The sequence below is a fragment of the Pseudomonas paraeruginosa PA7 genome (assembly GCF_000017205.1).
GTDB lineage: Bacteria > Pseudomonadota > Gammaproteobacteria > Pseudomonadales > Pseudomonadaceae > Pseudomonas > Pseudomonas paraeruginosa.
The window spans coordinates 5,551,127-5,570,000 of record NC_009656.1; the positions used below are offsets into that span (position 1 = coordinate 5,551,127).

The window sequence follows — 18,874 nt, forward strand, 5'->3', positions numbered from 1 at the left end:
GCTTTGTCCCGTCGGGCGACGGTTCGTCGCTCAGCGCGGGGCGACGGTGAAGATGTTGACGTTGCCCTGCAGCTTCAGGGTGCCGTCGATGCGCGCGCTGACCAGGTTGGTCTGCACCAGCCCGGGGTCGGTGCCGCGCGCCTTGTTGGCGCCGGCGATGGTGAAGCGCAGGTCCTGGAAGCTGGTGTCCTTCAGGCCGACGCGCAGCACGGGGCGGTTGAAGGCGGCGCCGTCGCCGCCGAAGCCGTCCTTGATGGTCACCACATCGAGGGTCACTTCGTCGAAGCTGAACTTGCCGCTGATGTCGTCGATCACCAGGTAGTTGTTGCCGCTGCCGGCCGGCTGGATCGCCAGGCGCGCGCCGCAGCCGCCGGCGCAGCGGGTCTGCGAAGGATTTTCCTGGAGATTGAGCGAGGCGCTGATGCTGATCCCGGCCTGGCCGACCACGTCGCCCAGGTCGCTATCGCCCAGCGAGCGCAGCTCGGCCCCGGCCGAGGCGCTGAACAGCAGCGTCAGCGCCGCGAGGATGCCGATGCCGCCTGCCTGTGGATGAGTCTGCCTGGCCATGTGCTGTGTGCCTCGTTTCGCGCCGCCACCTCAGAGGTTGTGCGACGTCACCTTCAGGTAGTTGAAGCTGAGCCCGGAAATCTCGTTGCGGCCCATGTCGTAGCCGCCGGTGGGCACCTGCCCGTAGCCCGGCCGGGTGCCACCGATATTGAGGTTCTCGATCACCAGGCTGGTGCGCGGTGCGTTGGCGTAGAAGTCGGCGGCGTTGGCCAGGGTCAGCTTGGGCAATTCGAAGGTGAAGTTGCCGTCGGCGGTGACCGAGAACAGCAACGGCTGCGACTTCCCGTAGCCCAGCGCGACGCTGGCGTAGGCATTGGTCAGGTAGACGGTGCGCGCGGCCTGCTCGGCGGCGCTGACGCAACTGGGCGAACCGGCGCCGCAGGACATGATCTCGAAGGTCTTGGCGTAGAGGTTCAGGCGCATCTCGCCGACCAACTGGCTGCGCGCGTTGGCGCCCCAGAAGCGCAGGTAGGAGCCGTCCATCGCCAGTTCGGAGAAATCCAGGTTGAGCACGTCGGTGCGCGTGGAGGTGACGCCGAAGTCGAAGCGGATGCCGGCGTCGACCTTCTCGCCGGCGCGGCTCGAGCAGTTGCTGCCGGCCCCTGCGTAGCCGGCGATGCACGGCTGGCCGCCGGCGCCGTTGACCAGGCTGGGAAAGGCCAGCTCGATCACGTCCGCGTTGTCCGGCAGGGTACTGACCAGCCGGCCGTCGTCGAGCTGGGTGGTCAGTACCGAGCCCTTGGCCAGGTTCAGCTTGAACGGGAAATTGAGACGACCCAGGGTCACCGGCGCCAGGGCGCTGCCCTTGTCGCTGCCGGTGGCGGCGAGGTACAGCTCCTTCACCGTGATCGGCACGTTCTGCCCGGTGCTGGTGTTGGTCACGCCGTTGATCGCGACGGTGGCCTTGTTGCCGTCGAGCATGGCGTTGTCGAGGACGAAGCCGATGCCGGCGCCCTGCACGTCCGACAGTTGCTCGTCGTCGAGGGCGGTCATCTCGGCATGGGCGAAGGGTGCGGCCAGCAGGGCCGCGAGCAGATAGGCGCGGCTCATCTCAGCAGCCCTTGTTGAGGCCGCCCAGGCAAGTGTCCTGCCGTGGGATGCCATTGAAGGCCTGCCCGAAGTCGACCTTGATCGGTGCCGTTCCATCGGCGTTGCGCGACATGTTGAGGAAGGCGCCGGCCAGCGCGGCGACCAGCTTGGACGGATCCTGCTGGTCGCGCCACTGGACGTTCTGGCTCTGCATCGAGATGAAGAAGCCTTTCGACGAGTCGATGAATTTCTGCGAATTGTTCGGATCCACGGTGCCGATCGGGAACGACTGGTACTGGGCGAGGTTGAAGCAGGTCTGGGCGCCCATCAGCTTGCAGTCGTTGGAGGTCAGGAACGGCAGCAGGACGTTCACCAGGCTGCCGATGATGGTGCTGTCGTGCATGTCCAGCGCCGTGCCGTTCTTCAGGCCGATCATGGTGGCGCGGATCGGATCCGGGTTGCCGGAACTGTTCACCAGCTCGGCCTGGGCGGTGTACTGGGAACTGCCGGTGAGGGTGATGGCGGTCTTCGCCGCCAGGCAGTCGAGGGCCAGCAGGCCGCAGGAAATGCTGCCGCCCAGCTGGCTGCCGGTGCCGTACAGGTCTACCGGCACGTTGCCGGTCAGGCTCTTGATGTCGCCCGAGAGGTAGCCCTTGGCCTCGCCGAAACCGATGCGGATGCCGACCATCCTGTTGCCGTCGTAGGCGAACTCGATGTAGGGGTTGCTGATGAGGAACGGGTTGATCGCCCCGGTGGCGTCGTTGACCGTGCCCAGGGCGAAGTTGTCGATGGCGATGTCGGCGCTGCCGGCGGCCTCGCCGGCGCGGTTGTACTGGCCCAGCTGGAGCTTCTTCATGTTCAGCTGGGTCTCGATGTCGGCGCCGAAGTTGATGCGGGTGAAGTTCAGCCCGTTGGCGGCGTCGGTGGTCAGGTTGATGAAGGCCTGGCCGACCACGTCGGAAAGCTGCTCGTCGTCCAGCGACTCCATCCGCGCCTGGGCGGTCGTGGCCAGGAGAGCGACGCCGCAGAACAGCGCGCAACGCAGCAGGAAGGGCAGACGACGGGACATGGGCACACCTCTTGTTCTTCTCGTGGCCACGGCGAAGGCATTGCGACCTGTAGTCACTATAGAAAGCCCCGGGCGAATCGGGGCCGACCCATAGTCGAGAAAAACCGCCGAACGACGCGTTCGCCGCGACCTGCGCGGCGGACGAGCGGTCGTCCAGCCGAGGCGGATGTTACCCATCGTCACACGGGGTAACGCCGGCCCTTCACTGCTGGCGGAACAGACCGATCAGATGGTCGGCGATGGCGCCCTTGATGGCGTTGAGGCTGAGCATGGAGTGAGCGCCGAGACGGGCGGGATTGATCCGGTGCAGATGCAGCGAGGGCATGCGCGCCTCGTACTCGCGCAGGTCGCCCTTGACCAGGATCGGCAGGAACACGTCGTCGTGGGCCTGGTAGCGCTGGATCAGCAGCTTCAGCCCCTCCTGGAACGGCAGCTCCTTCGACGCCACCAGGCGGTGCTCGCCGGGAATCTTCAGGTACAGCCCGCGATAGCCCATGGTCTCGCCCGGCAGGATGTGGATACCGGTGGGTTCCACCGCGGCCAGCGGGATGTCGTGGAAGGTGTCGTGCCAGGCCTGCTCGCTGGGCAGGATGGTGATGCCGCCATGGTCGCTCTCGGGAATCACGAAGCTGTAGTTGCTGTAGAGCTTCTCGACGTAGGCCGAATAGATGCACAGGCGGTTCTCGAAACGCTTGAGGAAGGCGATCGCCTCGCTGCGGTTGGTAATGGCATCCAGGTCCCAGGCAAGGTCACCCTGGTTCTGCAGTTCGGCCCAGCGGGCCTCGGCGTAGGCGGCGTCGTTCAAGAGTCGGCATTCATTTGGAATAAACAGGCCAGGGGGCTTCAGCAGAAAGCGTGCCAGCCCCCGGCAGCCCCATTCCCCGGACCAGGCGGGGCAGGAATACCCTGGCGCGGTCATAAACTGCCGTTTTTCGACACCCGAATAATGGCCAGGCGCCACCCATGCCGGCAGTCGCCGGCAGGGCCTCCGCCAGCGGCGGCGCAGAGCCGCCGGCGACGGCAGGCGCACTCATCGGCGGCGTCTGCGTCGGCCGCGCCTTTGCAGTACAATCGGTGCTTTTTCCACGGACCGGCCCTCCCGATGATCGACCCCCGACGCGTACTGCGTGCGCTTGCCGAACACTGGGCCCTGCTCGAGCCTCTCTGCGAGCGCTTCGATGCCGGCACCCTGAGCCTGGCGGAGCTGCGCAGCCAGCTGAACACCCAGTTACCGGAAAGCAATCCGGCGGAAATCACCGCCCTGCTCGACCAGTGGATCCGCCTGGACATCCTGGTCCCGGTGGCCAAGAGCCCCAACCGTTTCGAGCTGAACGCGCAGATCCACGACTTCCTCGCCTATCTGCGCCACGAGCACCGCCTCGGCCTGTGCCTGGAGATCGAAGCCTACCTGCGCCATCTGGAGCGCCTCGCCGGCTATATCCAGGACGCCTTCGAGACCCGCGACAGCCAGGACCTGGCGCGTCAGCTGCGGCTGCTCGACATGCGCGTGCGCGACGTCCTGAAGAAGCTCGGCAACGACGAGCAGGCGCTGATCGGCGTGGCCGAGCGGGCCAAGACCAGCGACCGGCAGATTCCCCTGGCGCAGCGCTACGCCGAGGTCCTGGCGACCTGGGACGAGTACGTCGAGCCGATGATCCAGCTGGTCAGCGCCGACGGCGCCTTCGAGCAGGGCGTGCGGCGGGTCGAGCAGGTCCTGCTGCGCCTGCTCGGCGAACAGCAGCGGCTCGGCCACCTGGTCGACGACGACCTGGTGCTGCGCACCCATGCGCGCATCCTGGAAATGCAGACCAACGCCCAGCTGACCCTGCGCCGCGCCCGCGAACTGCTGCTGCCGCTGCGCGAAGAGGCACGCCGGCACAACGCCGTGACCCGCGGCGCCGCCCTGGCGCTGGCGGCGATCCGGCGCAAGGGCCTGGACGCCGTGCCGCAGGCGGCGATGCCGCTGTTCACCCGGCCGCAGAGCACCTTCCTCGGCACCGCCTCGCAAGTCGAAAGCTACGTCTTCGCCCTCGCCCGCTTCGAGCCGAAGCCGGCGCAGTTCCCCAAGTCCAGCGGCCCGCGCAAGAGCAACGGGCCGGCGCGACCGCCGCGCACCGCGCGCGAGATGATCGAGCGCTGCCAGGCGGCGCTGCCGCTGCCGGACCTCATGCAGTGGCTGCTGGCCCAGGAGCCGGACGGCGCCACCGACGAACTGCTCTACTGGTTCTCTCGGCTGTCGCGCGACGCGCGCTTCCAGCGCGAGCGCCTGCAGCGCCGCGAGTACGAAACCACCGAACATTGCGTCAGCCTCTGCTCCTTCGCCCTGAATCCCGCCGCCAAGGACAAGGGCCAGGCCAGGGACGCAGACACCCTTTCCGCGAGCGAACCCCATGCATCTTGACCTCTCCGAACTGACCCAGCTCGCGCCGATCTTCCGCGAACTGTTCAAGGGCTACCACATCAGCCACCGCGACCCGGAGCTGTACACCCAGCTGTCCTCGCAGCAGGACCAGTACCGCGGTCTGTTCCGCGCCATGGGCTTCGAACTGGTCTGCGACACCCGCGGCTTCTACTACTTCGTCCCGGAGCAGGTCGGCGCCCAGGTCAACAAGACCGCCCAGCGCCTGGCGCTGTTCACCTTCATCCTCGTCGAGCATCTCGCCGACCAGGGCCGCGACCCGCTGTCCGTGCTGGACGGCGGCAGCATCGGTCGCGAGGAACTGCCGCCGCTGCTGGAGAAATACCGCGACCTGTTCCTCCAGGCCGAAGTGCAGACCCAGGAAGAACTGGAAGAGAAAGTCATGCGCCGCCTGACCCAGCTCGGCTTCGCCTCCGAGGACAACGGCGTGTACCGCTTCATGCCGCCGATGCACCGTTTCCTCGACGTCTGCCTGTCGGTGCAGCAGGACCGCAACCTGTCCGCCAGCCTGCATGCCGACCTGCCGTTGCAGACCCCGGTGCTGGTCGATGACGGCGAGATCGAAGCGCTGATGGCCAGCGACGAAGAACTGGCCGAAGAGAGCGAGGAAGACGCCCTCGCCCGCGCCATCGCCGAAGAACACGCGCAACAGGAGGCTGACGCATGAGCCAGACCCGCTACGGCATCCGCCGCTTCGCCCTGCTCAACACCGCCGGCTACAGCCTGGGCATCTTCCCGCTGGAAAACCCGCTGTCGATCTACGGCGCCAACAACCTGGGCAAGAGCGCCTCGATCAACGCCCTGCAGTTCCCGATCCTTGCCCGCCTGTCGGACATGAGCTTCGGCAAGTACAGCATGGAGCAGTCGCGGCGCTTCTACTTCGCCTCGGATACCAGCTACATTCTCCTCGAACTCATGCTGCCCCACGGTCCGCACGTGATCGGCGTGGCCGGGCGCGGCCCGGGTGGCGGCTTCGGCCACCAGTTCTTCGCCTACGCCGGCGAGCTGAGCCTGGACCACTACCAGAAGAACGGCACCTGCCTGCGCCAGCGCGAGCTGTTCGCCAACCTCGAGCGTGAAGGCATCAAGGCCTACGAGGTGAAGCCGGAAGAGCTCCGCCGTCTGCTGGTCGGCGGGCATACCTCGATCCCGCTCGACCTGACCATGATCCCGCTGCGCTCCACCAGCGAGCAGAGCCTGAAGACCTTCCGCTCGCTGTTCATCAACCTGCTGCACATGCGCGAGATCACCGCGGCCAAGCTCAAGCAGCTGTTCCTCGACGCCTTCGAGCACAGCCTGCGCTCAGGCAACGTCGACTACATCGCCGCCTGCGAGGAAGCCTTCCGCGACGTGCGGCGGATGGAGCAGGACTACCAGGCGCTGGTCGCCGCCGGCCCGCTGGTGGAAGCCCTGGCCAATGGCGTGACCCAGCGCGACGTGCTGCGCGGCAAGATGCACCGCCTCTCGCCGCTGCTCGACAGCCTGCTCGGCACCTGGCACGACTATGCAGGCGCACGCCGCGAGGAACTGCTGATCCAGCATGAGCAGTACCGCGCCGAACAGGACGGATTGCAGAACGAACAGCGCGGCGGCACCCAGGAGCTGATGCGCCTGGAGCGCGAGATCGCCGGCATCCAGCGCTGGCTCGGCGAGCTTTCGGTGCTCAAGACCCGTTTCGCCCTGGTCGACGACGCCAAGGTCCTCGAACAGCAGCTGCTCGCCGCCAAGGACGCCCACGATGAACTGGCCGGGGCCCTGGCCCATTCGCGGCAGTTCTCCAGCGAAGACCTGGAAGAGCGCCTGCGCGACCTGGAAAAACGCCTGAAGAGCGTCCGCCAGCAACTCGAGCACGCCGACAACAACAGCTACGCACGCCTGCGCGAAGAGTTCAGCCAGCAGGACGTGGAGCGCCTGATGCGCCTGTTCAACGGCGCGCTGTTCAGCCTGCCGCTGGGCGAGAACGGGGTGAACCTGGATGACGGCGACGTCTGGGTGAAGAGTGTTGAAGCCATCCTCGACCACTTCAAGGGCGAGCATTTCGAGGCCCCGGGCCTGAGCATCGACCTGTCGCACATCGAGCCGCCGGCATTGCAGGCCCTGGCCGACCGCGCCGCCCTGCGCGACCAGAAGGAGCGCCTGGAGAAGGAACTGAAGCAGCTCAAGACCCAGCAGAGCGTCGCCGCCGACCGCGCCGCGAGCAAGGCCCAGGCGGAAAAGCTGTACCAGGACGTGCTGGACGCGCAGAAGGCCCTGGAAGACTTCCGTCGCACCCAGACGCTGGCCGCCGAGGAGCCCGGGAAGCTCGCCGAACTGGCCCAGCTGGAGGCGTCCCAGGACGAACTCAAGCGCTCCAGCGACGCCTTCGCCGAGCGCGTCCAGCAGCTCTCCGCGCGCCTGCAACTGGTAGCCCGGCAACTGGGCGACCTGGAGGCCAAGGAGCGCACCCTGGAAGATGCCCTGCGCCGTCGCCAGTTGCTCCCGGCCGACCTGCCCTTCGGCACGCCGTTCATGGAGCCGGTGGACGACTCGCTGGACAACCTGCTGCCACTGCTCAACGACTACCAGGACACCTGGCAGGCTCTGCAGCGCATCGACGGGCAGATCGAGGCGCTGTACGCACAGGTGCGTCTGAAGGGCGTCGCCAAGTTCGACAGCGAGGACGACACCGAACGCCGCCTGAAGCTGCTGATCAACGCCTACGCGCATCGCCAGGACGAGGCCCTGACCCTGGCCAAGGCGCGCCGCGCGGCGGTCACCGACATCGCCCGGACCCTGCGCAACATCCGCAGCGACTACGACAACCTGGAACACCAGTTGGCCCTGTTCAACCGCGAGATCAACAAGCGCCAGGTCTCCAACCTGCAGAGCTTCCGCATCGTCCTCGCGCCGAACAAGGATGCGCTCAAGCACATCGATCAGATCATCCACAGCGCCGGCCAGTACGAGGAGGGCGAGAACCTCTCGGTGTTCGACCTGACCCAGAGCGCCGAGCAGGACGCGAAGAACGAGGAGGCCAAGGAATACCTGGCGCGCCTGGTCGCCGCCAACCACAACCAGTTGGGCCTGAAGGACCTGTTCGAACTGGCCTTCGAGATCACCAAGGTCAACGGCCAGCCGATCATGCATACCGACATCGACGGCGCCGCCTCCAACGGCACCACCATGACCATCAAGGCGCTGACCAACATGTACCTGCTGCTGCACCTGATGGACCGCGAGCAGGCCGGGCGCGTGCGCCTGCCCTACTACCTCGACGAGGCGGCGGACATCGACGAACGCAACCAGGCCGCACTGCTGGAGACCAGCCTGCAACTGGGCTTCGTGCCGATCCTGGCGAGCGTGAAGCCACAGGTTTCCGCACACGTGGCGATCGACCTGGAAGGCGGTAGCGGCCCGAACGGCATCTATATCGACGAAGCCGACTGGAAATACATCCGTCGCCGCGATACCGCCGCCAGCGGCGAAACCCGCGCAGCCAGCGAGCCGGAGGAAGCCGGCGAACCGGCGTGAAGCGTCTGCCACGGCCCCGCTCGACGGGGCCGTGGACTTTTCCGGTAGGCCCGGAGCCCCCGCGAAGATATAATTGGTTACATTCGCATTTGTAACCCACGGGGAGAATCCATGCCTGTTCGACTTCTCAACCGTTTCCGCCACGCCACCCTGGCGTGCCTGCTCGGTTCGCTTTCCCTCAATGCGGCGGCCGATCCCGTCACCCTTACTCTCTACAATGGCCAGCACGCCGCCACCGGTATCGCCATCGCCAAGGCCTTCCAGGACAAGACCGGCATCCAGGTGAAGATCCGCAAGGGCGGAGATGGCCAGCTCGCCAGCCAGATCACCGAGGAAGGCGAACGCTCGCCGGCCGACGTGCTCTACACCGAGGAATCGCCACCGTTGATCCGCCTGGCCAGCGCCGGCCTGCTGGCCAGGCTGGAGCCAGAAACCCTGGCCCTGGTCGAGCCGGAGCACGCCGGCGGCAACGGCGACTGGATCGGTATTACCGCCCGCACCCGGGTACTGGCCTACAACCCGAAGAAGATCGACGAGAAGGACCTGCCGAAGAGCCTGATGGATCTTTCCGATCCGTCCTGGTCCGGCCGCTTCGGCTTCGTGCCCACCAGCGGCGCCTTCCTCGAGCAGGTCGCCGCGGTGATCAAGCTCAAGGGCCAGGAGGAAGCCGAGGACTGGCTGACCGGCCTGAAGGCCTTCGGCTCGATCTACACCAACAACGTCACCGCCATGAAAGCCGTGGAGAACGGCGAGGTCGACATGGCGCTGATCAATAACTACTACTGGTACACCCTGAAAAAGGAAAAGGGCGAGCTGAACTCGCGCCTGCACTACTTCGGCAACCAGGACCCGGGCGCGCTGGTGACCGTCTCCGGCGCCGCGGTGCTCAAGTCCAGCAAGCACCCCAGGGAAGCCCAGCAGTTCGTCGCCTTCATGCTCAGCGAGGAAGGCCAGAAGGCGATCCTCAGCCAGTCCGCCGAGTACCCGATGCGCAAGGGGATGCAGGCCGATCCGGCGCTGAAGCCGTTCGCCGAGCTGGACCCACCGAAACTGACCCCGGCCGACCTGGGTGAGGCCAGCGAGGCCCTCAGTCTCGAACGCGACGTTGGCCTGAATTGATCGGCGCCGCCTCCACGCCCGTGCCCCTGCGCACGGGCTCGCGCCGACGAACGCCGTTCTGGCTGCTCCCGCCGGTCCTGCTCCTCGCCCTGCTGGCCAGCCTGCCGCTGCTCTACGTCGCGGCCAAGGCCTGGGACGCCGGCTGGCACAGCGCCTGGCAACTGCTCTGGCGCCCCTACGTATTCCGCTTGCTGGGCAACACCCTGTGGCTGATGTTCGGCGTGACCCTGCTCAGCGCCCTGCTCGGCCTGGCCCTGGCCTGGTGCGTGGAGCGCAGCGACCTGCCGGCGCGGCGCTTCTGGAACGTGGTGCTGTGCCTGCCGTTCGCCATCCCGGCCTTCGTCAGCAGCTTCACCTGGGTTTCGCTGAGCCCGATGTACGAAGGCCTCGGCGGCGCCATCCTGGTCATGACCATGTCCAAGTACCCGCTGGTCTACCTGCCGGTGGCGGCGACCCTGCGCGGCATCGATCCTTCCCTGGAGGAGTCGGCGCGGATGCTCGGCCTGTCGCGGCGCCAGGTATTCCTGCGGGTCACCCTGCCGCTGCTGCGCCCGACCCTGGCCGCCACCGGGCTGCTGGTGGCGCTGCACATGCTGGTGGAGTTCGGCGCGCTGTCGATCCTGCGCTACCAGACCTTCACCACCGCCATCTATCAGGAATTCGAACTGGAATTCAGCAACGCCACCGCGGCGATGCTCTCCTCGGTGCTCCTGGCGCTGTGCTTCCTGCTGCTCTGGCTGGAGTTGCGCATGCGCGGCCGCGGCCGCCTGGTGCGCACCGGCCAGGGCAGCGCGCGACAGGCCGAGCGGGTTCGCCTGGGGCTGGGGAAATGGCCGCTCCAGGCGTTGCTGGTGGCGCTGGTGATCGTCGGCACCGGCATCCCGCTGGTGATGCTCGGCTACTGGCTGTACGAAGGCACCTCGGCCAGCTTCCCGCTGATGGAAATCGCCTCGACCCTGCTCTCCTCCCTGTCGCTGGCCTTCGGCGGGGCCCTGCTCAGTTGCCTGCTGGCGTTGCCGGTGAGCATCCTGGTGGTGCGCTACCCTGGCGCCCTGGCACGCTGGACCCAGCGCCTGCCATACCTCCTGCAGGCGCTGCCGGGCCTGGTGATCGCCTTGTCGCTGGTGTATTTCTCGCTGCACTACCTGCCGGCCACCTACCAGACCACCGGCCTGCTGCTGGTCGCCTACGCCCTGCTGTTCATGCCGCTGACCCAGGCGCCGATCCGCGTGGCCCTGGAAAAGGCCTCGCCGCAACTGGAGGAAGCCGCCCGCACCCTCGGCCAGACGCCGCTGATGGCCTTCCTGCGCATCACCCTGCCGATCATCTCGCCGGCCATCGGCGCCGGCTTCGTCCTGGTCTTCCTCGATACCATGAAGGAACTGACCGCCACCCTGGTGCTCGGCCCCACCGGGCTGTCGACCCTGGCCACCTCGGTCTGGGTGCACACCGCCAACCTGGAGTACGCTGCCGCCGCGCCTACGCCGCGCTGCTGATCCTGATCTCCGGCTTGCCGGTGTACCTGCTGACCACCCGGGCGCATCTCAGCGCTCACTGACACCCATTCCCCACCAGCAGGCATGCATGAACGAAAACGCCGCTTACCCAGGTAAGCGGCGTTTCTTTTTGCCGGTCCGAGCATCAGCGGCGGGCGGTTTCCTGCAGAGGAATCTTGGGCGCCCACTCCAGCCACTCGTCGTTGGCCGAATCGAACAGGGCGAAGGTCTGCCCCGGCTTGGCCGGTTCACCCATCTGCGCATTGTTCGGGGTGGCGAAGGCAATGCCGCCCTCCATCAGCGCCTCCATCGACTCGGTGCGCAGCGACAGGCCCTTGAACAGACTGGCGTCGACGCCGAAGCCGCTGGCATTCCAGAAGCGGCTGCCGGTACGCACCAGCGGTACGTAGCGCGGTTCGATGAGGATGTCGATCAGCACCCGGTCGGCTTGCTGGCCGAGGGCGAGGTCGATCACCTTGCCCACCGGTATCTGCCGGTAGGTCACCAGGTTGCCCGGCTTGATCGAGCCCTTGCGTGGCGCGCTGAGGGTCAACCGCAGGCCGCTTTCCCGGCCCAGCAGGTTGGGCGCTTCGGCGAGGGTCTGGAAGCGTGCCTGGCGCTCGCCCGGCGTGCTCGACGGCAGCGCCTCGATATAGGGGCCGCTGACCAGGGTACCGAGGTTCTCGGTACGCAACAGGCCGAGCGCCGGACGCACCACCCAGAAGCGGGTTCCGCTGCGGGCGACGCGCTCGCCGGCGGAAGTCAGGCGAGCCTTCATCAGCACCCCGGAGAGGTCCGGATTCAGCTCGACGCTTTCGATCTTGCCGATGTCCAGGCCCTTGAAGCGGATCGGCGTGCCTTCATGCAGGCCGTCGGCGTTGTCGATGCTCAGCTGGATCTCCACGCCGCGGGCCATGGCCGCCTCCTCGCTGTCGAAGAGAGTGAAGCGGCGCACCCTGGTCACGGTCGGCGCCTTCGGATCCAGGGTGTCGAAGGAAATCCCCCCGGTGATCAGGGTCTGCAGCGACTCGCTCTTCACCTGCACGCCACTCAGGTTGCCGGTCAGGGTGATCCCGCTGGAGTTCCAGAAGCGCGTCGAGGTGTTCACCAGGTGTGCGTACTCCGGCTCGATGTGCACGCCCACCACCACCCGCTGGCGGTCACGCGAGAGCTGGTAGCTCTGCACGCTGCCGACGCGGACCTGGCGGTAGAGGATCGGCGCGCCGATATCGATCGAGCCGAGCTTGTCGCTGGTCAGCACCAGGTGCAGGCCGGGCGCGTCGGTGTTCAGCGGCGGTGCTTTCGGGCGGATGGTGAACTCACGGCTCGGCGCACCGCTCTTGGCGAAGCGCACATCGATGTAGTTGCCTTTGACCAGAGCTTCGAGACCGGTTATCCCGGCCAGCGAGATGCTCGGCTTGACGGTCCAGAACTCGGTGCCTTCGAGCAGCATGTCCTCGACCCGCGGATCCATCGCCAGGTCGGCGGTGGCGCTGCTGTAGTCCTTGCCCATGTCGATCGACTTGACCAGGCCGACCTGCACGCCGTTGAACATCACCGGCGTGCGGCCCGGATCGATGCCGCTGACGTCGTTCATCTTCAGCTTCACGCGCAGACCGGCCTGGGCCGCGTCGTAGTCGTCGTACAGGCGGAACGGCTTGCTCGGATCGGTGGGCGGGCTATCGGCACGGTTCTCCGGAGTGGAGAAGGCGATACCGCCGGCAACCAGGGTCAGCAGCGACTCGCTGTGCACCTTGAAGCCGGAAAGGCCGCCGGAAATGGAGATGCCGCTGGCGTTCCAGAATCGCGTGTGCTTGCGCACCAGGTCGGCGTAGGCCGGCTCGATGTGCACCTTGATCTCGATGGTGCGCTGGTCGTCGCCGAGCTGGAAGCTCTTCACCTGGCCGACCTGGATCTGCCGGTAGAACACCGGGCTGCCCTGCTCCAGGGAGCCCAGGCGATCGGCCTTGAGGGTCAGGTGCAGGCCGGGCAGCTTGTCGGAAAGGGGTGGCGGCTCCTTCAACGCGGTGAAGTAGCGTTCTTCCTTCTCGCCCTTCACCGGATCGACCGCGATGTAGACGCCGGATACCAGGGTTTCCAGGCCGGTGACGCCAGCCAGGGAAACGCGCGGCTTGACCAGCCAGAAGCGGGTGTCCTTGCTCAGGTATTCCTGGGCTTCCTTCTTGATCTCGATGGTCGCGACCACACCCTTGATGTCCTTGCTGACATGCAGGTCGGTCACCTTGCCCACCGAGATGCCCTTGTACAGCACCTCGGTCTTGTTGGCCTGGATCCCGTCGCCGCTCTCGAAGCGGACCTGGATGTCCACCCCGGCCTGGTCGAAGGCACGCCAGGCCAGCCAGGCGCCGATCGCCAGGGCCACCAGCGGCAGCACCCAGATCGCCGACCAGTTCGAGGTCTTGTGTTTCTTCGGACTTGGCAGATCAGTCATTCTCGTCATCCAGATTGGTATTGTCCCAGATCAGCCGGGGATCGAAAGTCACGGCGGCCAGCATGGTGAGAACCACCAAGCTGGCGAAGGCGGCGGCGCCGAGGTTGGCCTCGATGCTCGCCAGGTTGCCGAAGTTCACCAGCGCCACGAGGATGGCGATGACGAAGATATCGAGCATCGACCAGCGCCCGATCCACTCGATGAAACGGTACATCAGGATCCGTTGGCGTGCCGACATCGGCTGGTGCCGCTGCACCGAGTAGAGGAGCAGGGCGATGCCCACCAGCTTGAAGGTCGGCACCAGGATGCTGGCGACGAACACCACCATGGCGATCGGGAACATGTCGGCGTGCACCAGTTCGACCACGCCCTCCATGATGGTGGCGGGCATCCCGCTGCCGAAGAGGTTGACCGTCATGATCGGCAGCAGGTTGGCGGGGATGTAGAGGATCGCCGCGGTGATCAGCAACGCCCAGGTCCGCGTCAGGCTGTTCGGGCGCCGGGCGTGCAGCGTCGCGCCGCAGCGGCTGCAGCGTGGGTGTTCGCTCGCGTCGGCACGATTCAACTGGTGGCATTCGCCGCACACCAGGATCCCGGCATCAAGGGCGCGCATCGTCGTCCTCGCCTCCCAGCGCTTCCCACACCTGGTGCGGCGACATGGTGACCTCCAGCCAGACCTGGGTGAACAGCAGTGCCACGAAGCAGGCCAGGCCGATACCCAGGCTGAGGTCGGCCATGTCGACCAGCTTGACGATGGATACCAGAATGCCCATGAGATAGACCTCCAGCATCCCCCATTCGCGCAAGTGGTGATAGCCGCGATAGAGCAGCATGCCGGTATGCCGGGCAATGCCGAAGCGCACGCTGATCATCACCAGCAGTTGGCAGAGCAGCTTGATCAGCGGAATCACCATGCTGCACAGGAATACCAGGATGGCGACGCCCTGCATGCCGCTGTCGTAGAGACCGAGGACACCCGTCCAGACCGTGTCGCTGCGGGTCTGGCCGAGCAGGCTGAGATTCATGATCGGCAGGAAGTTGGCCGGGATATAAAGGAAGAGCGCCGTCAGAACCAGTGCGAAGCAACGGCGTTTCCATTGATGGCGATGGGCAGCCAATTCGAAGCCGCAACGCGGGCAATTGGCTTTCTCGCCCGGACCGAGAGGCTCCCGGCGCATCAACAGGTCGCACTCGTGGCAGGCGACCAGTTCTTCCAGGGGAAGATCCTGCAGGCCACGGACATCGGTATCGGACATGAATGAGCTCGGCTGGATTTGTCGGCTATTGTAGACGAGCGCACCGTGCAAATCGCGCCCCTGAAGGCCTCGGAAGTACGCCGCCCGGCAGCTCTCGAAGTTTTTCGATTATCCTCCGCGGCGCCGCTCGCCTGCCACTTTTCCGCGCGCCAAAGCAAAACCCCCGGCCATTGCTGGCCAGGGGTTTTGGGATAGGAGCTTGACGATGACCTACTCTCACATGGGGAGACCCCACACTACCATCGGCGATGCGTCGTTTCACTTCTGAGTTCGGGAAGGGATCAGGTGGTTCCAACGCTCTATGATCGTCAAGCAATTCGGTTGGATATCCGTTCGCTTGTGCTTACGTCTATCCGGATTCAGGTATGTGATTTCAAGGTGTTTGCGGTTCATGCGAACTTTCGGTTCGTCGACTTCACCTTACAACACACAATCGTCAGATTGTTTGGGTGTTATATGGTCAAGCCTCACGGGCAATTAGTACTGGTTAGCTCAACGCCTCACAACGCTTACACACCCAGCCTATCAACGTCGTAGTCTTCGACGGCCCTTCAGGGGAATCAAGTTCCCAGTGAGATCTCATCTTGAGGCAAGTTTCCCGCTTAGATGCTTTCAGCGGTTATCTTTTCCGAACATAGCTACCCGGCAATGCCACTGGCGTGACAACCGGAACACCAGAGGTTCGTCCACTCCGGTCCTCTCGTACTAGGAGCAGCCCCTCTCAAATCTCAAACGTCCACGGCAGATAGGGACCGAACTGTCTCACGACGTTCTAAACCCAGCTCGCGTACCACTTTAAATGGCGAACAGCCATACCCTTGGGACCGGCTTCAGCCCCAGGATGTGATGAGCCGACATCGAGGTGCCAAACACCGCCGTCGATATGAACTCTTGGGCGGTATCAGCCTGTTATCCCCGGAGTACCTTTTATCCGTTGAGCGATGGCCCTTCCATACAGAACCACCGGATCACTAAGACCTACTTTCGTACCTGCTCGACGTGTCTGTCTCGCAGTCAAGCGCGCTTTTGCCTTTATACTCTGCGACCGATTTCCGACCGGTCTGAGCGCACCTTCGTACTCCTCCGTTACTCTTTAGGAGGAGACCGCCCCAGTCAAACTGCCCACCATACACTGTCCTCGATCCGGATCACGGACCAGAGTTAGAACCTCAAGCATGCCAGGGTGGTATTTCAAGGATGGCTCCACGCGAACTGGCGTCCACGCTTCAAAGCCTCCCACCTATCCTACACAAGCAGGCTCAAAGTCCAGTGCAAAGCTACAGTAAAGGTTCACGGGGTCTTTCCGTCTAGCCGCGGATACACTGCATCTTCACAGCGATTTCAATTTCACTGAGTCTCGGGTGGAGACAGCGCCGCCATCGTTACGCCATTCGTGCAGGTCGGAACTTACCCGACAAGGAATTTCGCTACCTTAGGACCGTTATAGTTACGGCCGCCGTTTACCGGGGCTTCGATCAAGAGCTTCGCTTGCGCTAACCCCATCAATTAACCTTCCGGCACCGGGCAGGCGTCACACCCTATACGTCCACTTTCGTGTTTGCAGAGTGCTGTGTTTTTAATAAACAGTCGCAGCGGCCTGGTATCTTCGACCAGCCAGAGCTTACGGAGTAAATCCTTCACCCTAGCCGGCGCACCTTCTCCCGAAGTTACGGTGCCATTTTGCCTAGTTCCTTCACCCGAGTTCTCTCAAGCGCCTTGGTATTCTCTACCCGACCACCTGTGTCGGTTTGGGGTACGGTTCCTGGTTACCTGAAGCTTAGAAGCTTTTCTTGGAAGCATGGCATCAACCACTTCGTCATCTAAAAGACGACTCGTCATCAGCTCTCGGCCTTGAAACCCCGGATTTACCTAAGATTTCAGCCTACCACCTTAAACTTGGACAACCAACGCCAAGCTGGCCTAGCCTTCTCCGTCCCTCCATCGCAGTAACCAGAAGTACAGGAATATTAACCTGTTTCCCATCGACTACGCTTTTCAGCCTCGCCTTAGGAACCGACTAACCCTGCGTCGATTAACGTTGCGCAGGAACCCTTGGTCTTTCGGCGTGGGTGTTTTTCACACCCATTGTCGTTACTCATGTCAGCATTCGCACTTCTGATACCTCCAGCAAGCTTCTCAACTCACCTTCACAGGCTTACAGAACGCTCCTCTACCGCGTCACTTACGTGACACCCGCAGCTTCGGTGTGTGGTTTGAGCCCCGTTACATCTTCCGCGCAGGCCGACTCGACTAGTGAGCTATTACGCTTTCTTTAAAGGATGGCTGCTTCTAAGCCAACCTCCTAGCTGTCTAAGCCTTCCCACATCGTTTACCACTTAACCACAACTTTGGGACCTTAGCTGGCGGTCTGGGTTGTTTCCCTTTTCACGACGGACGTTAGCACCCGCCGTGTGTCTCCCATGCTCGGCACTTCTGGGTATTCGGAGTTTGCATCGGTTTGGTAAGTCGGGATGACCCCCTAGCCGAAACAGTGCTCTACCCCCCAGAGTGATACATGAGGCGCTACCTAAATAGCTTTCGAGGAGAACCAGCTATCTCCGAGCTTGATTAGCCTTTCACTCCGATCCACAAGTCATCCCCTACCTTTTCAACGGGAGTGGGTTCGGTCCTCCAGTCAGTGTTACCTAACCTTCAACCTGCTCATGGATAGATCGCCCGGTTTCGGGTCTATACCCAGCGACTAAACGCCCTATTAAGACTCGCTTTCGCTACGCCTACCCTATTCGGTTAAGCTCGCCACTGAATATAAGTCGCTGACCCATTATACAAAAGGTACGCAGTCACCTAACAAGTAGGCTCCCACTGCTTGTACGCATACGGTTTCAGGTTCTATTTCACTCCCCTCTCCGGGGTTCTTTTCGCCTTTCCCTCACGGTACTGGTTCACTATCGGTCAGTCAGTAGTATTTAGCCTTGGAGGATGGTCCCCCCATGTTCAGACAAAGTTTCTCGTGCTCCGTCCTACTCGATTTCACTTCAAAGATCCTTTCGCGTACGGGGCTATCACCCACTATGGCCGCACTTTCCAGAGCGTTCCGCTAAAATCAATGAAGCTTAAGGGCTAATCCCCGTTCGCTCGCCACTACTAAGGGAATCTCGGTTGATTTCTTTTCCTCAGGGTACTTAGATGTTTCAGTTCCCCTGGTTCGCCTCTTGCACCTATGGATTCAGTACAAGATACCTAGGTTATCCTAGGTGGGTTCCCCCATTCAGAGATCTCCGGATCAAAGTCTGTTTGCCGACTCCCCGAAGCTTATCGCAGGCTACCACGTCTTTCATCGCCTCTGACTGCCAAGGCATCCACCGTATGCGCTTCTTCACTTGACCATATAACCCCAAGCAATCTGGTTATACTGTGAAGACGACATTCGCCGAAAATTCGCGCTTGAACTCGCAAATTTTACCTTGACTTGAATGATCACCAGTGAAAGAGATCATTCAGTCTTACTTCTATCACATACCCGAATTTTTAAAGAACAGTTCTGGTGCAAAGACCAGAAATCAATGTTCATTCACGAACATTCATTTCTGAGCTTTCGACGATTGTTAGATGGTGGAGCCAAGGAGGATCGAACTCCTGACCTCCTGCGTGCAAAGCAGGCGCTCTCCCAGCTGAGCTATGGCCCCGTATCGGATCACGCAGCACACCAACAATTGGTGGGTCTGGGCAGATTCGAACTGCCGACCTCACCCTTATCAGGGGTGCGCTCTAACCAACTGAGCTACAGACCCAATCGTCTAACCAGTGAATCAAGCAATTCGTGTGGGAGCTTATGAAGAAGCTGGGATCTTCGATTAAGGAGGTGATCCAGCCGCAGGTTCCCCTACGGCTACCTTGTTACGACTTCACCCCAGTCATGAATCACTCCGTGGTAACCGTCCCCCTTGCGGTTAGACTAGCTACTTCTGGAGCAACCCACTCCCATGGTGTGACGGG

Annotated in this window: 11 protein-coding genes, 2 tRNA genes, 3 rRNA genes and 1 pseudogene (1 of these 17 only partly in view); 5 read left to right on the plus strand and 12 right to left on the minus strand. The window is 63.4% G+C overall.

Features of this window, described 5'->3' with window-relative positions; translation table 11 throughout:
* Window positions 1–30 precede the first annotated feature (30 nt).
* From PSPA7_RS25710 to PSPA7_RS25725, 4 genes are all read right to left on the minus strand, one after another.
* Window positions 31–567 (minus strand): DUF6160 family protein, encoded by a 537-nt coding sequence (locus tag PSPA7_RS25710; RefSeq protein ID WP_012077444.1) that lies wholly within the window; start codon window positions 565–567, stop codon window positions 31–33.
* Window positions 568–597: 30 nt separating this feature from the next.
* A complete protein-coding gene (locus PSPA7_RS25715) occupies window positions 598–1,617 on the minus strand; it encodes a hypothetical protein (protein WP_003149573.1) in 1,020 nt (339 codons plus the stop codon).
* 1 nt (window position 1,618) lies between these two features.
* Window positions 1,619–2,665, minus strand: coding sequence for a DUF6160 family protein (locus PSPA7_RS25720; RefSeq protein WP_003149571.1), 1,047 nt, complete (start codon window positions 2,663–2,665; stop codon window positions 1,619–1,621).
* Window positions 2,666–2,867: 202 nt separating this feature from the next.
* Window positions 2,868–3,470, minus strand: coding sequence for a hypothetical protein (locus PSPA7_RS25725; RefSeq protein ID WP_012077445.1), 603 nt, complete (start codon window positions 3,468–3,470; stop codon window positions 2,868–2,870).
* 297 nt (window positions 3,471–3,767) lie between these two features.
* Between PSPA7_RS25725 and mksB the strand changes: the two genes are divergently transcribed.
* From mksB to PSPA7_RS25750, 5 genes and pseudogenes are all read left to right on the plus strand, one after another.
* A complete protein-coding gene (gene mksB / locus PSPA7_RS25730; protein ID WP_012077446.1) occupies window positions 3,768–5,066 on the plus strand; it encodes an Mks condensin complex protein MksB in 1,299 nt (432 codons plus the stop codon).
* Complete coding sequence (gene mksE, locus PSPA7_RS25735; protein WP_012077447.1) at window positions 5,056–5,751, plus strand: Mks condensin complex protein MksE; 696 nt, start codon at window positions 5,056–5,058, stop codon at window positions 5,749–5,751. Before mksB ends, mksE begins: the two co-directional genes overlap by 11 nt.
* A complete protein-coding gene (mksF, locus tag PSPA7_RS25740; protein ID WP_012077448.1) occupies window positions 5,748–8,594 on the plus strand; it encodes an Mks condensin complex protein MksF in 2,847 nt (948 codons plus the stop codon). Before mksE ends, mksF begins: the two co-directional genes overlap by 4 nt.
* Window positions 8,595–8,705: 111 nt before the next feature.
* Window positions 8,706–9,713: an iron ABC transporter substrate-binding protein gene (locus PSPA7_RS25745; RefSeq protein ID WP_012077449.1), complete on the plus strand. Its 1,008-nt coding sequence runs from the start codon at window positions 8,706–8,708 to the stop codon at window positions 9,711–9,713.
* Between the two features lie 20 nt (window positions 9,714–9,733).
* Window positions 9,734–11,271 (plus strand): annotated as a pseudogene (locus tag PSPA7_RS25750) (ABC transporter permease).
* Between the two features lie 83 nt (window positions 11,272–11,354).
* Here the strand turns inward: PSPA7_RS25750 and PSPA7_RS25755 are convergent.
* The 8 genes from PSPA7_RS25755 to PSPA7_RS25790 form a co-directional block, all read right to left on the minus strand.
* A complete protein-coding gene (locus tag PSPA7_RS25755) occupies window positions 11,355–13,661 on the minus strand; it encodes a PqiB family protein (RefSeq protein WP_012077450.1) in 2,307 nt (768 codons plus the stop codon).
* Entirely contained in the window at window positions 13,654–14,274 is a 621-nt protein-coding gene (locus tag PSPA7_RS25760) for a paraquat-inducible protein A (protein ID WP_012077451.1), read from the minus strand. Before PSPA7_RS25760 ends, PSPA7_RS25755 begins: the two co-directional genes overlap by 8 nt.
* Window positions 14,261–14,968, minus strand: a complete 708-nt coding sequence (locus PSPA7_RS25765) for a paraquat-inducible protein A (RefSeq protein ID WP_079262211.1) — start codon at window positions 14,966–14,968, stop codon at window positions 14,261–14,263. Before PSPA7_RS25765 ends, PSPA7_RS25760 begins: the two co-directional genes overlap by 14 nt.
* Window positions 14,969–15,114: 146 nt before the next feature.
* Window positions 15,115–15,230, minus strand: a 5S ribosomal RNA gene (gene rrf, locus PSPA7_RS25770).
* Between the two features lie 143 nt (window positions 15,231–15,373).
* A 23S ribosomal RNA gene (locus tag PSPA7_RS25775) occupies window positions 15,374–18,264 on the minus strand.
* A 224-nt stretch (window positions 18,265–18,488) separates the two neighbouring features.
* Window positions 18,489–18,564 (minus strand) — tRNA-Ala (locus PSPA7_RS25780).
* A gap of 28 nt (window positions 18,565–18,592) precedes the next feature.
* Window positions 18,593–18,669 (minus strand) — tRNA-Ile (locus PSPA7_RS25785).
* A gap of 64 nt (window positions 18,670–18,733) precedes the next feature.
* A 16S ribosomal RNA gene (locus PSPA7_RS25790) occupies window positions 18,734–18,874 on the minus strand (it continues 1,395 nt past the right edge of the window).
* Together the 16S, 23S and 5S rRNA genes with 2 tRNA genes alongside form the textbook arrangement of a ribosomal RNA operon.

Excerpts from the sequence above, each read along its gene's own strand:
- PSPA7_RS25710 (WP_012077444.1), bottom strand. The coding sequence starts at position 567 with ATGGCCAGGCAGACTCATCCACAGGCAGGCGGCATCGGCATCCTCGCG.
- PSPA7_RS25715 (WP_003149573.1), bottom strand. The coding sequence starts at position 1,617 with ATGAGCCGCGCCTATCTGCTCGCGGCCCTGCTGGCCGCACCCTTCGCC.
- PSPA7_RS25720 (WP_003149571.1), bottom strand. The coding sequence starts at position 2,665 with ATGTCCCGTCGTCTGCCCTTCCTGCTGCGTTGCGCGCTGTTCTGCGGC.
- mksB (WP_012077446.1), top strand. The coding sequence starts at position 3,768 with ATGATCGACCCCCGACGCGTACTGCGTGCGCTTGCCGAACACTGGGCC.
- mksE (WP_012077447.1), top strand. The coding sequence starts at position 5,056 with ATGCATCTTGACCTCTCCGAACTGACCCAGCTCGCGCCGATCTTCCGC.
- mksF (WP_012077448.1), top strand. The coding sequence starts at position 5,748 with ATGAGCCAGACCCGCTACGGCATCCGCCGCTTCGCCCTGCTCAACACC.
- PSPA7_RS25745 (WP_012077449.1), top strand. The coding sequence starts at position 8,706 with ATGCCTGTTCGACTTCTCAACCGTTTCCGCCACGCCACCCTGGCGTGC.
- PSPA7_RS25755 (WP_012077450.1), bottom strand. The coding sequence starts at position 13,661 with ATGACTGATCTGCCAAGTCCGAAGAAACACAAGACCTCGAACTGGTCG.
- PSPA7_RS25760 (WP_012077451.1), bottom strand. The coding sequence starts at position 14,274 with ATGCGCGCCCTTGATGCCGGGATCCTGGTGTGCGGCGAATGCCACCAG.